This is a genomic window from Dictyobacter halimunensis (assembly GCF_036245075.1).
The window spans coordinates 5,445,767-5,459,662 of record NZ_BSRI01000002.1 but is presented as its reverse complement, the minus strand read 5'-3'; the positions used below and the strand labels follow the sequence as shown (position 1 = coordinate 5,459,662).

At 57.7% G+C, this 13,896-nt stretch carries 12 protein-coding genes; 6 read left to right on the top strand and 6 right to left on the bottom strand.

Features of this window, described 5'->3' with window-relative positions; genetic code table 11:
- Positions 1 to 3 precede the first annotated feature (3 nt).
- Positions 4 to 1,128 (bottom strand): LacI family DNA-binding transcriptional regulator, encoded by a 1,125-nt coding sequence (locus tag AABA21_RS36755; protein WP_338257855.1) that lies wholly within the window; start codon positions 1,126 to 1,128, stop codon positions 4 to 6.
- 397 nt (positions 1,129 to 1,525) lie between these two features.
- On the opposite strand from AABA21_RS36755, the gene AABA21_RS36750 reads away from it, so the two are divergent.
- Positions 1,526 to 2,734: an MFS transporter gene (locus AABA21_RS36750; RefSeq protein ID WP_338257853.1), complete on the top strand. Its 1,209-nt coding sequence runs from the start codon at positions 1,526 to 1,528 to the stop codon at positions 2,732 to 2,734.
- A 122-nt stretch (positions 2,735 to 2,856) separates the two neighbouring features.
- On the opposite strand, the gene AABA21_RS36745 is transcribed toward AABA21_RS36750, so the two are convergent.
- Positions 2,857 to 3,753: a hypothetical protein gene (locus AABA21_RS36745; protein WP_338257852.1), complete on the bottom strand. Its 897-nt coding sequence runs from the start codon at positions 3,751 to 3,753 to the stop codon at positions 2,857 to 2,859.
- Between the two features lie 469 nt (positions 3,754 to 4,222).
- A complete protein-coding gene (locus AABA21_RS36740; RefSeq protein ID WP_338257850.1) occupies positions 4,223 to 4,984 on the bottom strand; it encodes a YoaK family protein in 762 nt (253 codons plus the stop codon).
- A gap of 77 nt (positions 4,985 to 5,061) precedes the next feature.
- Between AABA21_RS36740 and AABA21_RS36735 the strand changes: the two genes are divergently transcribed.
- The 3 genes from AABA21_RS36735 (at position 5,062) to AABA21_RS36725 (ending at position 8,626) form a co-directional block, all read left to right on the top strand.
- Positions 5,062 to 5,901: an endonuclease/exonuclease/phosphatase family protein gene (locus tag AABA21_RS36735; protein ID WP_338257848.1), complete on the top strand. Its 840-nt coding sequence runs from the start codon at positions 5,062 to 5,064 to the stop codon at positions 5,899 to 5,901.
- 483 nt (positions 5,902 to 6,384) lie between these two features.
- Complete coding sequence (locus AABA21_RS36730; RefSeq protein ID WP_338257847.1) at positions 6,385 to 7,587, top strand: sensor histidine kinase; 1,203 nt, start codon at positions 6,385 to 6,387, stop codon at positions 7,585 to 7,587.
- A 769-nt stretch (positions 7,588 to 8,356) separates the two neighbouring features.
- Positions 8,357 to 8,626 carry a hypothetical protein gene (locus AABA21_RS36725; protein WP_338257846.1) on the top strand — a complete coding sequence of 90 codons (270 nt, stop codon included), beginning with the start codon at positions 8,357 to 8,359 and terminating at the stop codon, positions 8,624 to 8,626.
- Positions 8,627 to 8,728: 102 nt separating this feature from the next.
- On the opposite strand, the gene AABA21_RS36720 is transcribed toward AABA21_RS36725, so the two are convergent.
- Positions 8,729 to 9,046 carry an RNA recognition motif domain-containing protein gene (locus AABA21_RS36720; protein WP_338257844.1) on the bottom strand — a complete coding sequence of 106 codons (318 nt, stop codon included), beginning with the start codon at positions 9,044 to 9,046 and terminating at the stop codon, positions 8,729 to 8,731.
- A gap of 215 nt (positions 9,047 to 9,261) precedes the next feature.
- Between AABA21_RS36720 and AABA21_RS36715 the strand changes: the two genes are divergently transcribed.
- Positions 9,262 to 10,086, top strand: a complete 825-nt coding sequence (locus AABA21_RS36715; RefSeq protein WP_338257843.1) for an aminoglycoside 6-adenylyltransferase — start codon at positions 9,262 to 9,264, stop codon at positions 10,084 to 10,086.
- 45 nt (positions 10,087 to 10,131) lie between these two features.
- On the opposite strand, the gene hisS is transcribed toward AABA21_RS36715, so the two are convergent.
- A complete protein-coding gene (gene hisS / locus AABA21_RS36710) occupies positions 10,132 to 11,427 on the bottom strand; it encodes a histidine--tRNA ligase (protein ID WP_338257842.1) in 1,296 nt (431 codons plus the stop codon).
- Between the two features lie 249 nt (positions 11,428 to 11,676).
- On the opposite strand from hisS, the gene AABA21_RS36705 reads away from it, so the two are divergent.
- Entirely contained in the window at positions 11,677 to 13,008 is a 1,332-nt protein-coding gene (locus AABA21_RS36705) for an FAD-dependent oxidoreductase (RefSeq protein ID WP_338257841.1), read from the top strand.
- Between the two features lie 134 nt (positions 13,009 to 13,142).
- On the opposite strand, the gene AABA21_RS36700 is transcribed toward AABA21_RS36705, so the two are convergent.
- Positions 13,143 to 13,721 carry a histidine phosphatase family protein gene (locus AABA21_RS36700; protein ID WP_338257840.1) on the bottom strand — a complete coding sequence of 193 codons (579 nt, stop codon included), beginning with the start codon at positions 13,719 to 13,721 and terminating at the stop codon, positions 13,143 to 13,145.
- Positions 13,722 to 13,896: the final 175 nt, after the last annotated feature.

Sequence of the window (13,896 nt, the reverse complement as noted above, 5' to 3'; positions counted from 1 at the left end):
GCACTAAAGGTTGCTGCCAGGCTGGTTGCGCGCAGCGGGAAGCACGAGACGGCTCGATGCCCTCTGCACCAGAGTGGTCGCAAGCTGAATACAGGGTGGATCAACGACGAAATCCTGTGTCGGAACACCTCCTGCGGTCTGCCGCCCATCCTTTGGCGGCTGCTTCTCGTTCATACGATCAATCATGGTTAGGAGCAGTTCGATCGCCGTGCGACCGATATTGGAGAAGGGCTGGCGCACGGTGGTGAGCGGAGGCGTAGTGTGGGCGGAGATAACATAGTCGTCAAAGCCGACGACGGCGATGTCCTCCGGAATCCTCACTCCCAACTCCTGCGCGACCTCCAGAAAGCCATAGGCCATCTCGTCGTTGCCGATAAAGATGGCGCTCGGCCAGCGCTCGCGGTCGCGCGCGAACAGTACGCTGGCACAGTGGCGGCCGCCGCTCTGCTCGAAGTTGCCCTGCAAGAGCAGGTCAGGATCGGGCTCGATCCCGGCCTCGCGCAGCGCCCGGCAGTAGCCCTGGTAGCGCTCAAGCGTGCAGTGGTAGTTGGTGGGTCCCTGGATATGCGCGATGCGCGTATGCCCGCACGCCAGCAGATGGCGCGTCGCCTCATAGGCGCTGGTCGGATTGTCGATGCCGACCCAGGGCATGCCATCGGGCTCCTCCTGGTCGTCGATCATCACCAGAGGCAGACCCTGCTGGAAATGGGTGGCCAGCTGGGACGCCAGTCCACCGGGGAAGATCGCTAGCAGACCAGAGATCATGCGCATGGCCAGGATGCGATTGAGCACGTCGGCATGGTTGCGCTGACTGCCGATGCAGTAGAGGACGATTTCGTAGGGTGAGCCTTCGAGGTATTCGGCTACGCCGCGCATGATCTCGGGCATCGCCGGCCAGTTCAGGGGAGGGGCCAGCACGCCAATCAGCTGCGTGCGGCCACCGGCCAGCACCGTGGCGGTAATGTTGGGCACAAAGTTGTGCTCCTGCACCACTTTCGTCACCCGCTCGGCCAGCAGCGGATCAACGGATGGGTTGCGGTTCAGGACGCGCGATACGGTAGCCTTGGATACACCGGCCAGCCGTGCAATATCCTGGATCGTCAGCCTTCCCTGCGTCTCTCCTGGCATAGCACAAACGCTCCCGCCTCGTTCCATCGAGGTCACCTTTAAATATTTTTGATCCCCGTACGTGCGACCCTCGCGGCCGCTTCTCTACCCATAAATGACTTCGCTATATCCGCGCCCATCTCGCCAAAAATGGTTCAAACATCCCTAAAACCATTCCTGCACAAAAAACGTACCATAGAAACCGGTTTCTGTCAAGACTTTCCATCCATTTTTGTGGGCCTGCTAATCGTTCCTCTTGACTTGACCCACTATAATATACGAGGTGGTCAGATGACTCCTATATGCCCACCGGTTTTCTTGCACATCCCCCCCTGGTAACCCGCTCGCCGCATTTCTCCTTGAGCGCGGAAACCATGTCCTCTTTCACATCGTGGTGGGCTCGTTAAAGGAGTCGTTCGTGTTTACCCTGCTTACCCGGCGCAACTTTGGTCTCCTGTGGGTTGCGCACACCTTCTCTATCCTTGGTGACTACGTTTTCTTTATCGCCATTACGTTCTGGGTCTATGAGCAGACCGGCTCAGCCACCGCTACGGGCGCGGTGCTGATCGCCTCGACGGTCCCCGGCATCTTGTTCGCGCCCCTGGCTGGAGCCATAGTGGATCGCTGGCCGCGTCGCGCCATCATGCTCGTCGCCGAGGGGGCACGCGCCACGCTCTTTCTGGCCCTGTTCGGCGTCATCATCGCGCAACCGCACGCGCTCTGGTCGATCTACCTCGTCGGCTTTATCCAGTCGGCCATCGCCACCTTCTTCTGGTCGGCGCGCGGCGCACTGCTGCCGCAGTTGATCGAGCCGCCCACGCTGCTGGCCGGAAACGCGCTCTACATGGTAAGTGACTGCGCGGTCCGTATCATTGCGCCCTCCCTGAGCACCCTCTTCCTGCTGACCTGGGGACCCGCCGGCATCGTGCTGATCAATGCCGCCACCTTTCTGATCTCAGTGGGATGCATCTGCCTCCTGTCCACCGCTCACCAGCACTCAGCAGAGGACCTTCCAGCCCTACCAGTTGCCGCCGCCGGGAAGAGGCAACAGAGGTTGCGTGAGACCCTCGCGGCCACCCGCCATGTACACAGCCTGTTCATCCTGGGATCAATCGTCGCCTATACGGCTGGCACGCTCAATATCCTCATCCCGGTCTTTGTGCGCTCGGCACTCTCGGCGAGTCCCCTGGCCTTTGGCTGGCTGCTAACCGCTCAGGCGATCGGCGAAGGGATCATGAGCGTTCTGCTGGGACGTTTGCCCCTCTGGCGCGGCCGCAGAGCAATAGCGGGCTTTGTCTCAGCCTGCCTCGCCGGAGGAGGGTGTGTGCTCATGCTCATCGCCGCCATCCACATGCTGCTGCCCGTCCTGATGCTCAACCTGGTCTTTGGCGCGCTGACCGCCGGGGTCACAGTTCAGGTTCTGACCCTGCTCCAGCAACGCGTCGCCAACCGCGTCCTCGGCCGCATGCTGGCAACCGCCAGCGCCATGCAGTCCCTCGCCCAGGTGGCAGGCATGGCCATAGCCAGCCTCACCCTGGCCGACATCGGGCCGACATGGCTCATGCTGTCCAGCGGCAGCCTCTACCTCCTTGGCAGCGGCCTCGCCTGGCTAACGCAAGAACAATAACGAGAAATATAGGACCGCGACCTTCTCGTTCTCTTTTCGCACAAAAATGCAGTTCACATACTAAATGTGCCCCAGGCGTATAACCTGGGGCACATAGCTTTGGACATTGCGTTCGATGCATCTTATATTGTCTTGACCGTTGCCCGCGCATGGAGCACAATCCCGATCGTAGCCGCCAGCGTTAGACCGGTAACGCCACCCCAGGTCAGCAGCGTCAGCGCGTCGGGAGCGATCAGCGATTGGCCGCGCATTGCCTGCCAGAACAGCGAGGCCGTCAGGCCCAGGTAGCCCAGGCTAAATGTCCAGACCAGGGTGATACGGTGACCGGTGCGCAGCCGTGGAAAGCGCCGCGCCGAGAGGAACCAGCCGATCAATGGCAGCACCTGGAGCGCGTGCAGGCCAATAAAGTGGGCGATGCGCAGATCGCCGCCGATCGTGCTCCATCCCAGAAATGGCAGACCCGAACCACCATCTGGCACACCTACGCTGTGCGCGCCGACGAGTATGGCGTGTCCGGCCTTGATGGCGGCCTGTTGCGCCGCCGTCGGCAAGGTCATCGGGATAGCCGCCAGCATGCCAAACAGGACGATGACCAGGCTCAGGCGCACCGACCAGATAAAGGCCCGGTCCGCGCGACGCTCGAACAGAAAGAGGATCGCCGCGAGAAAGGCCGCCACCCAGAGCGTGAGCGCAAAGGTAGCCATCGTTGAATAGACAGCCGAATCAAAGGAGGTGGCCCGGTTGAAGTGGCTCGCGACACCGCGCGCGGCCTGCAAAGCAATCAGCCCCATCTCAGCCACGGCCGCCAAACTGGTCAGGCCGGCGATGATCCTGGTAACTCTCTTCCAGCGCCGTACAAACGAGAGCAACCAGACAAACGTAAAGCAGTAGACGCTGAATGAAATAGCGAACTTCGCCGGCTTCACCCAGGCGGGCGACCCGGTGATCACTCGATGATCAACGATCAGCCCTACCCCTGTCGCCAGCAGCGTCAGCATCATCAACAATCCCGTTACCATCAACCACGGATTCTCCACGACCCCCCGACGAACAAGAGACAACACATAACCATATTTTGATTGCACTATTGAAGTATTAGCCAGAGAAGTTTGTTCAGTTCTTTTAATGGTAGACAGCATAATTCCATACCTCTTACATAGCATTTATTGAGAGTCGCGAAACCGCATTTGTTCGCATCCATCCCATCGCTTCGATCATTTATCAGAAGTATAGAGCTCGACTGCCACGAAATTATGCCGAAATTGTAACAAATGTGTGTCAAAGATAATCTCCTCGTAGGTGCGCCCCTTGCGGGCGCTTGCCGCGCAGCGGCCCCGTACCCGGGCGCGCACGTTCCACCAACGATACCATCTCCCCTCTCAAAGGGACGCCAGTATGTTATGTTGAATGTACTGGCCTTTGTGGGCGCTTGCCGCGCAGCGGCCCCGTCCCGGACGCATACGCCCCCTCAACGTGTCATCTTCCCAATCAGAAGCGTTCCAACTCCAGTGGCCGCACAAGATCAATTACAATCAGGGCCGCCAATACGACCATAGGAAAAACCAGGGCCAGCAGAGCAAGGTGTAGTTCCAGGACACCGCCGCAGATAGCCCCGAGCAGATACGCTATCCACAGGCCGCTCAACAAGATAAAATGGCGCATCGAGGCCTGGTGCACCGGCGTGCGCACAACCTGCGGCATCGGCCGCTGCGCCAGTTGCTCGCGCAGCCAGGGCAGGTATTGGGCCAGGATTTTGGCCCAATTGCTCAACACCCCCGTCACAAACGTGGTGCTGATGTACTCACCCTGAGCGCGCCGCACCGTCGCCGTCTGCAACCCCATCGCCAGCGTCAGCAGGGTCGTGCAGACATAAAAGGTCCACGACTCAAAGGGATGCACGCTTCCATGATAAAAAGAGCGGCTCCCAAGCAGGAGAAATCCCAGCAATAGAACCAGTTCCAGGAAGAATATGATGGTAAAGGGGAAACGCAGACGACAGCGCCTGGCCAGCGTTCGTACCAGAAAGCCCAGCCAGTTTCCCAGGAAGAATATGATAATGGGGAAGCCGCTGTGCAGCGCGGCATGCCAGTTCAGACGGCCGAGAGCCACCCCGGTCGCCATACTATTGCCGCTCATAAATGAGGCCCCTAACTGTCCCAGAACCAGGAAACCGATCGCGTCACTGAAGGCGGCCACCCAGGCCAGCAGAAATGCGGCCCACATATGCTCGAATCCAACACGTTGCTGCATACTATCCTTATCGGCACCCGGTACTTGACATGCCACACGCGAAGCTTGTACCTTGTCTGAAAGGAAAGGAAGGCACGATGTCTACATATCAGCTTGCGGGACCGCGACCCGGCGCCATACGCGTCCTTACCCTTAATCTCTGGGGACGCGATGGCGCGTGGTTCGATCGTCGATCGGTGCTCAAAGAGGGCCTGCGCGCGCTGCAGCCCGATCTGCTGGCGCTGCAGGAAACGGTCAAGAGCGATGGCTACGACCAGGTCCTCGATCTGCTCGGCTCCGAGTGGCACATCGTCCATCAACGGGCCCGCCACGCCAATGGCATGGGAATCTCGCTCGCCAGTCGCTGGCCGCTGCGGGAGTTACAGGAACTGGACCTGCAGGTGACGGCCCGCATCGGCGATTTTCCCTGCGGCACCCTTATCGCGGAAATTCAGGCGCCGGCCCCGGTCGGACCGCTGCTGTTCGTCAACCACTTTCCCAACTGGCAACTGGACTTTGAACATGAGCGTGAATTGCAGGCGGTCGCCGCCGCTCGCGTTCTGGAGGAGCGCGCGCGCCAGTGGAAGCTGCACGTAATAGTGGCCGGCGACATGGATGCCGAACCCACAGCCGCCAGCATCCGCTTCTGGAGCGGCTATCAATCGCTCAATGGCCTGAGCGTCTGCTACCGCGATGCCTGGGCAAGCAGCCATCCCAACGAACCAGGCCATACCTTTACCCCCGATAACCCGCTAATGGCCATGGCCAACTGGGACTGGCCCTTCCGGCGTATCGACTACATCTTCATACGCTGTGGCGAGCATGGTGGCCCTACCCTCAAAATCGCCTCCTGCCAACTCATCTTCGATCAGCCAATCAACGGCACCTGGGCCAGCGACCACTTCGGCCTCATCGCCGACCTCACCCCCCCGCCGTAGGTGCTGGCCTTGCCCCAGCTTTGCCGCGCAGCGACCCCATTCCCAGGCGCAGGCCCGTGTGTCCACCAGGAGGCTCATGAGCTCATGAGGCATGATCCCAGTGTGGAGCGCGGTGTCATGAGCTACGAGATCCACCCTTACCGCATCAGCTTTTTCGATGGTGCCGAGTTCGGCTAGTAAGACAGTAAGTACAAACTTACAGCGGCTTGACCAGTTTCACGTCTTCGTCGAGATAGCCCGGGTTGACCGCCCGTGCGTGGGTACTCGTGCCCCCTTTTACAGAAACATGCCCAGGCTTTCGCACCAGGAATGCTCAGAGGTCAGTTCTGTAGTGGTGGGGCATTCATTTGGCTGAGACTGGTATAGTATGATCAGAGCATACTTGTTTGAATGGTATGAGAGCGGCTCGACAGCCATCAGAAAAATTCAACCTCCCGAGCAAAATACGGTACAGCTTGCTTCATCGGTGAAAAGAGCGTGATTATGAGACAATTCCATCGGGCAGTTCAACGTTATTCATTGGGTGCGATAGACCAGAGTGAATATCCATCATCTCCAGAAACAATAAATCTTTCCCTTCCCTGGTGGCGTTCTCATTTGGTGGGCTATCTGCTCAGCCCTGTATGGGTTGGCTTTATGACCCTGGCAGCGTTGTTTATAGATGAACCATTACTGATCTGGATTCCGTTCTGTATACTAACCCTCATGTCGTGCTTTTTGTGGGGTATTGGTCCGGCTCTGCTCTCAATGACTCTGGCACTCTTTACGCTCTATTACATAATAATACCAGATCAGCGTCTATTCGCGCACAATATCTGGAAAGATATCCACTTACTGGGTCCTTTCTTCTTCGTCCAAATGGTGATTACGTTGCTTGCTGCGTCTAATACAAGGCAGTATCGGCGCACGGTAGCGGTCACAAAGGAGCTTCGCGCAGCACTGCGCGATCTATCAGCCTTGAATAGGGAGCTAACACGCACGCAACGTCAGGAATACATGTTTTTTATGCGCGCGGCACATGAATTGCGTACACCTCTTACTACCATCCTGGGCGAAACACAACTGGCGCTGCGGCGCCTGGAGCGAGCCCGACCTCTTCCCTCCGAGAGCGCTACCTGCCTTGCTCATTTTGAGCATATTGAGAAGCGTGCACAAGGGCTACATGCACTTGTTGAAGATCTTATCGAGCTATACCACGTGCAAGAAGAAATAAATCCACCCACATTGAGCCCCTGTAACGTGAGCGACATTTGTACAGAACTTACTATGCAGCAACACCAGCTCTCAGGCCGGGGCTTCAAGCTGGAGCTTCCACATGAGCCAGTTATAGTACAGGCGAATAAAGAACGTTTCCATTCCGCTCTCACTAATATCATTGACAATGCTGACAGGTATGCCTCCTTATCTACACCCATCTGTGTTTGTGTTCACGCAGACGCCAATAATGCCTGCATTTATGTACATAATGAGGGTGCTGAACTCTCAGCCGAGCAGCAAGAGCACATTTTTGAGCCCTTCTACCGTACCCCCACCGCCGAAAGAACCTATCAAAGTGGGCGGGGCCTGGGCCTGACGATAAGCAAGGCGTATATTGAACAATATGGGGGCAGTATCATGGTCAAATCTCCACCAGGGGAAGGAGTCACATTTTTGATCGAGCTTCCCATACAAAAGATAACCTCATAAATATAGCGCCTTTCGCCCGCTACGACTAGGGAGCCGGATTGCTGCTGGTGGGCGCATTTACCCTGTTGCCACAACTCGCCAGGTAAGACTTGCTTCTCAAAAGAGCAAGTGACAAGAAACACGAAACGCCCGTGTAGGGTTGACCTTCAACGGTCGACCGGGCCGCTTGCGGCCCACATCCCCGGCCGGTTCGGCTTCTCGTGGAAAACACGTCGCCCCACGTGGTACCCGGCAAGCAACGTTCACTTTTGGGTACGCCTCGCAACGTTGCGGGTGGGTACCACGTTTGCCGGCTTGGAAGACAGGGGGAAGCGGTGTCGTGAGGGCACGTGGGCTGCCGTCGCTGGCGCTGGCAGCCCGGTCGACCGTTGAAGGTCGACCCTACATGGGCGTTCCGGTTTTCGGGGCATTCCGGTTTTCGGGGCGTTCCGGTTTTCGGGGCGTTCCGGTTTTCGGGGCGTTCCGGTTTTTGTTGCCTGCTCTTTTGGCAACAACATGAATGGCACTCATTTTGGCGAGCAGAGTTGTTTTTGGAGAGAAAAGAGCGTATGCTCTCTCAAAGAGACAGAACATAGCTGGCTCCAAATGTTCTTGAGGAAAAGATGGCCCGACGAGAGCGTATTCATTTTCAACCACATCCTATATAACTTGCCCCACTCGCGCAAAGAGCGCGAGCACCTCCTGATCTCTTGTGATACCGAGCATCTACTATCAATGGTGTAAAAATGTGTGAGGTACTATACGACACAGATCAGGAGAAAAAGAAACCATGCCTTCAAATAACTATCTTCCTACCACCTGGTATGATCATCGTGTCAAGGTCCACCCTTCATCGATTCAGGGGATGGGAATGGTTGCTCGCCAGCCGATCCGTGAAGGTGAAATCGTGGTTCGCATTGGCGAGACGATCATGATGGAAGAGGAGTTTCAGGTGATCACAGGCAACGATTGGCAACGACGAGATGTCCAGGAACGCTATCGAGATCACTTCTCTCCATTTCTCAACGAGCGCATCCGTCGCTTCTCCGAGGGCAGATAAAAAGCATAACGAGCAGACACAAAAAAAGAGGGTCAGCACAATGCTGACCCTCTGCATTCAATTTCTGGCTGTTTGCCATGTCATGCTTTCACATGACGCGACCTAGTAGCGTCCGCCGCGGTAGTTGTTGTCCGAGTAGCGCTCTCGGCGCTGATAACCGCCCCGGTTCCCCGACGACTGTCGTTCGCGCGCCTCATTGACGGTGATGGTACGATTTCCCATCATCGTTCCGTTCAGGCGCTCAATAGCATACTGCCCATCTTCATTGGACGCCATCTCGACAAAGCCAAAACCCTTGCTGCGTCCCGTCTCACGATCGGTGATCACTGCGGCCTCAACAACGTGTCCAGCCTGCGAAAAAATGTCTACAAGTTCCTGCTCGGTGGTTTGATAGGGGAGTCCCCCAACATATAATCTCATGCTTATTTACTCCTGTGTGGACATCCTCGACTCATTGTTGCTCTGAGAAACCATTTCCCACAGAAGCGATCCAATTCTTGTGATGTCATACACTTATATAAACACCCGGATCGATTCCATTATTCCCATAGCATACCACTTGATACGGCAATAGGAAAGATCATTGGCAAAGCTGATGAAAAGGAGTATGCTTGAGTAAAATAAGGAGCACAACCATGAAGATCCAGAACGGCCCCTGGCAAGCCCAGGCGATCCAGGATCTGACGACCCTGTTCGAGGGACATGCCACGGTCCGAGCCCTGCTGCTGAAGGGCTCCTGCGCCAACCCCACCATCCAACCGGATACATGGAGCGATGTCGATCTGACTGTGATCGTCGCCGACGGCACACTGGCCGAGTTCTTCCCCACCCTCGACTGGCTGGCCCCACTGGGTACGGTCTACACATTCAACCAATCATCTAATGACTATACGAATACCGCACGCGTCTGCCTGACTGATTTCAGGCGCTTCGATTGCGCGTTTATGCAGGAGTCGGCCTTGCTGGCCCATCCCCCACACAGCGAGGCGCTGCAAGTGCTCTTTTCGCGCTCGCCTCTGGTGGACGAGGCGCTGGACAGGACCATCCTGAGACCCCTGCCGGTGCCAGAGACGACGCGCGAGCAGTTTGAGCAGATGTGCAACGATTTCTGGTTCAAGGGGATGCTCACGACCAGCAAAGTAATGCGCGGAGATCTGCTGATCGCCAGCCATCTGGCGCTGGAGATGATCCAGGATACCTGTGTGCTGGCGATGATGCTGCGGGATCAAGCGACCGGCACTAGCCACCATCGCGCAGGTGGCCAGGGCAACACATTCATCACTCGGCTGGATGCCGAGCCACCACACCCCTTCAGCGCCACGGGCATCCTCGACAGCGTCCAGCAGAGCAGCCTGCTCTTTGACGAGCTGGCCGCCCAGTGGTCCCCCGATTACCAACCGCGGCGCCATCCCCTGCTCGCCTGGATCAACACCGCCCGCCCATCGTCGTCGTCGTCGTAGGTGCCGGGCTTGCCCCGGCTTGGCTTGCCCCGGCTTTCCGTGCCCTTACGCTTCGGACGGCTGCCACGTGGCCAGATCGGCCGTCCCTTGCTCGCCGGTCAGCAGGTTCTTGACCTCGTGCCCCTTGTCTTCATAGGGCAGGAACCAGACGTAGGGGATACCCTTGCGCGAGGCGTAACGCAGCTGCTGTGCCTGCTTGATCGCCGTCGGATACATCTCGACGTTGAGGCCACGCTCGCGTAGCGCGCTGGCGGCCTGCACCGCTTCGGCGCGCCGCTCGTCAGATGGGAAGATGACCAGCACTTGCGTGGGACTCTTTGGTCCGACCTGGATCTTCTTTTCGGTCAGCAGCTTGGCGAAGAGGCGCGTCAGGCCAATCGAGATACCAACGCCGGGCAGCTTGCGATTGATAAACGAGCCGGTCAGGTCGTCGTAGCGCCCACCTGAGCAGACGGTACCGAAGGCGGGAAAGTCCACCAGTTTGCCTTCGTAGACGGTGCCGGTATAGTAGTCGAGGCCGCGGGCGATCGAGAGGTCGGCCAGCATAACACCCTCGGGCAGGTGGCTCAGCTCGCTCATGACGAAGCGCAGCTCTTCCAGCCCCTGATCGAGCAGCTCGGATTTGACGCCCAGGTCCCGCACACGCTCGACAAACGAGAGATCGGATGTGCAGATCTTGCCTATGGCCAGACAGCGCTCCGCCAGCTCTGGCTGCATGCCGAGCTGTTCCTGCAGCTGCTTGAGCACACCATCATGGCCAATCTTGTCCAGCTTGTCGACGATGCGCAGGACCGGAATGGTGTCCTCGATGCCCAGGCCCTCGAAGTATCCCTGCAGCACCTTGCGATTATTGATGTGCATCTGAAAGTTCTGCACGCCCAGGCGCCTGAAGATCTCATACACGATCACCGGCATCTCGGCATCAAAGTGCTGCGGAACGCTATTGTTGTTGATAACGTCGATATCACACTGATAGAACTCGCGGTAGCGTCCCTCCTGCGGCCGCTCGCCGCGCCAGACGCGCTGGATCTGGTAGCGCTTGAACGGGAATACCAGGTCATTATAGTGCTCGGCCACGTATCGTGCCAGGGGAACCGTCAGGTCGTAATGCAGTCCCAGCCGCGCCTCGCTCTTATCACCTTCACCCTGCAGCCGCTTGATGACGTAGATCTCTTTATCCGTTTCGCCCTTGGCTAACAGCGCATCGAGCTCCTCCACTGAAGGGGTCTCGATCGAACAGAATCCATAACTCTCAAAGGTTCGTCGAATCTCGTCCAGCCATTGTAGCTCGGCGATACGTTGCTCCGGCAACCACTCAACGAAGCCGCTCACTTTGGTCATACCACTACCTACCTCTATGCTAGATATGTTTGAGCCTATTCTAGACCGTTTCTAGCTTCCTGGCAAGATAGCTAATTTTCAGGAGAAGTTGGCACAAAAAGCGCCTGTTCAACGCGCGCTTTTTGTGCCAACTTCTCCTGAAAACTTTACAGGAAAAACACATCCAGCATTGACAAAGGCAACATAATTAGCTATGCTATGTCTATTAGACATACTAACAGACATAGCATAAAGGAAGGGAGCATAGTCATGTCATCCTCGTCGTTGCATATCATTGTTATTGGTGGCGGGATCGGTGGTCTCTGCCTGGCCCAGGGTTTAAAGGGCGCCGGTGTCAGCGTGGCGGTCTATGAACGCAATCCCTCATCAATCGATTGGCTGCAAGGCTACCGCATCCATATCAATGCGGTGGGGAGCCGCGCCCTGCACGAATGCCTGCCCCCGGTGCTGTGGGATGCTTTTCGGGCGACGGCCGGTCAATCGAGCGCTGGCTTTGGCTTTATCACGGAACAGTTGAAGGATCTGCTGGTGATTTCAGAGGCACGCATGACGGGGCAGAACACCGATCCGGTCGAGGGGCAGTATCCAGTGAGCCGCATCGCGCTGCGCCACCTGCTGCTGGCCGGCCTGGAGGATGTGGTGCACTTCGATAAGACCTTTGAGCGCTACGAGCTGCAGCCGGAAGGCAAGGTAACGGCCGTCTTTAGCGATGGCAGCACAGCCACAGGCGATGTGCTGGTGGGGGCGGATGGCGCCAACTCCAGGGTCTGCAAGCAGTACCTACCCCAGGCCCGCCGCGTCGAGACCAATGCACTGGCCGTTGGCGGCAAGCTGATGCTAACGCCTGAGGCGCGGGCCTGGCTCCCCCGTCCCATCCAGACGCGCATGAATATCGTCATCCCCCCACAGAAATACTTTCTGTTCAACGCCGTCTTCGACCATACCTACGCGTCCCGCGAAGATTTGAGTGAGCTGAGCTCCAATCTGCGGGCCGCTGGACTCGACCCCGAGCTGCTCTTCGCCGATACCAGCAACTATGTGTTGTGGGGGTTTGCCGCCAACGTAAATGCCTATCCGGCGAGCGCGGAAGCACTGAGCGGCCCACCACTGCAGAAGCTGGTGCTGCAGATGATCAACGATTGGCATCCCGATCTGCGCCGCCTGGTCGCCGACGCGGACCCCGCCACGGTGGCCCCTATCAGACTGAAAGCGTCTGTCCCCATTGGACCCTGGGAGAGCTCGCGCGTAACCGTGCTGGGGGACGCCCTGCACAACATGACTCCAATAGGTGGACTGGGCGCCAACATGGCGTTGCGCGACGCGAGCTCGCTGGCCCGCGCGCTATCGGCTGTGCAGCGCGGGGAGGCGCAACTGCTGCCCGCCATCCACGACTACGAGGCGGGCATGATCAAACACGGCTTCGACGCGGTTCGCGAAACGCTGGCCAACACGAGGCGCGCGACGGCCGATAGCCGCCTCGAACGCGGCATGGTTCGCGCATGGTTCCGCGCCTGCAACGCGCTCCCATTCCTCAAACAAAAGATGTTCGCCCCCCACGAACCCGCACCATCCTCACCATAGGTGCGCCCCTCGCGGCCGATTTCCCCTCCACGCACACCCACGTCCACCAAAAAGGAAGAGAAACCGGCCGTAAGGTCCTACATTCCCCCTTATGTTTATGCTTTTAAATTGAACGTATCACCCTTTGCAGCCAATCAAACCGCGTGCACGACCACGTCGCGTTCCAGCTGCGGGGCGTGCACCTCGTAGCGCCAGATGGGCACGTCGCGCCACTCCCAGGGTGACCGTACCAGCGTCTCCAACGCGATGTCGCCGCACCAGTAGGCCAGTCCATATTTGGTGGCGCGATGCCCGATCACCACCACCGTTTTTCCATCGTACTCGCGCATCACCTCGCGCAAGAAGGCGCCCACACGCTGCACCACCATCATCACGCTCTCGCCGTCTGGAAAAGGCTTGACGATATAGCGATTGAACCCCTCATCGATCTGGTCAATCGGATACTGCGTCATCTCACCATAGTCGCACTCGCGCAGCCGCGCATCCAGCACAATCGGCACCCCACGCCGCCCAAAGGCGATCGCCGAGGTCACCGCCGCCCGCTGCAGATCCGAACAGAATACCGCGTCCAGCTTTTCTGACGCGTAATGGCGCCCCAACTCAGCCGCCAGCGTGCGGCCCGCCACCGACAGCGGCACGTCGGCAAATCCCGATCCGCGCCTGAGCTCATTATCCACACTCCTGGCATGAGGAGAATAAAATAAAGTCAACATGTGCTCATTCCCACCCTCAATCTCAAAACATACGCCCGGCCACTATCATACATAACAGGACCATTTTAATACAAAGAGCATAAAACGACAAGAAAACACTGTGTATGTTAGTTATTGCTGCTCACCAGCAGCAGGCAAAGCGTCCAGAATAGCGTAAATCCTGACAGGAGACATC

Coding starts and splice junctions, on each gene's coding strand:
- AABA21_RS36700 (WP_338257840.1), bottom strand. CDS start 13,721: ATGTTGACTTTATTTTATTCTCCTCATGCCAGGAGTGTGGATAATGAG.
- AABA21_RS36730 (WP_338257847.1), top strand. CDS start 6,385: ATGAGACAATTCCATCGGGCAGTTCAACGTTATTCATTGGGTGCGATA.
- AABA21_RS36740 (WP_338257850.1), bottom strand. CDS start 4,984: ATGCAGCAACGTGTTGGATTCGAGCATATGTGGGCCGCATTTCTGCTG.
- hisS (WP_338257842.1), bottom strand. CDS start 11,427: ATGACCAAAGTGAGCGGCTTCGTTGAGTGGTTGCCGGAGCAACGTATC.
- AABA21_RS36720 (WP_338257844.1), bottom strand. CDS start 9,046: ATGAGATTATATGTTGGGGGACTCCCCTATCAAACCACCGAGCAGGAA.
- AABA21_RS36715 (WP_338257843.1), top strand. CDS start 9,262: ATGAAGATCCAGAACGGCCCCTGGCAAGCCCAGGCGATCCAGGATCTG.
- AABA21_RS36755 (WP_338257855.1), bottom strand. CDS start 1,128: ATGCCAGGAGAGACGCAGGGAAGGCTGACGATCCAGGATATTGCACGG.
- AABA21_RS36705 (WP_338257841.1), top strand. CDS start 11,677: ATGTCATCCTCGTCGTTGCATATCATTGTTATTGGTGGCGGGATCGGT.
- AABA21_RS36735 (WP_338257848.1), top strand. CDS start 5,062: ATGTCTACATATCAGCTTGCGGGACCGCGACCCGGCGCCATACGCGTC.
- AABA21_RS36725 (WP_338257846.1), top strand. CDS start 8,357: ATGCCTTCAAATAACTATCTTCCTACCACCTGGTATGATCATCGTGTC.
- AABA21_RS36745 (WP_338257852.1), bottom strand. CDS start 3,753: ATGGTAACGGGATTGTTGATGATGCTGACGCTGCTGGCGACAGGGGTA.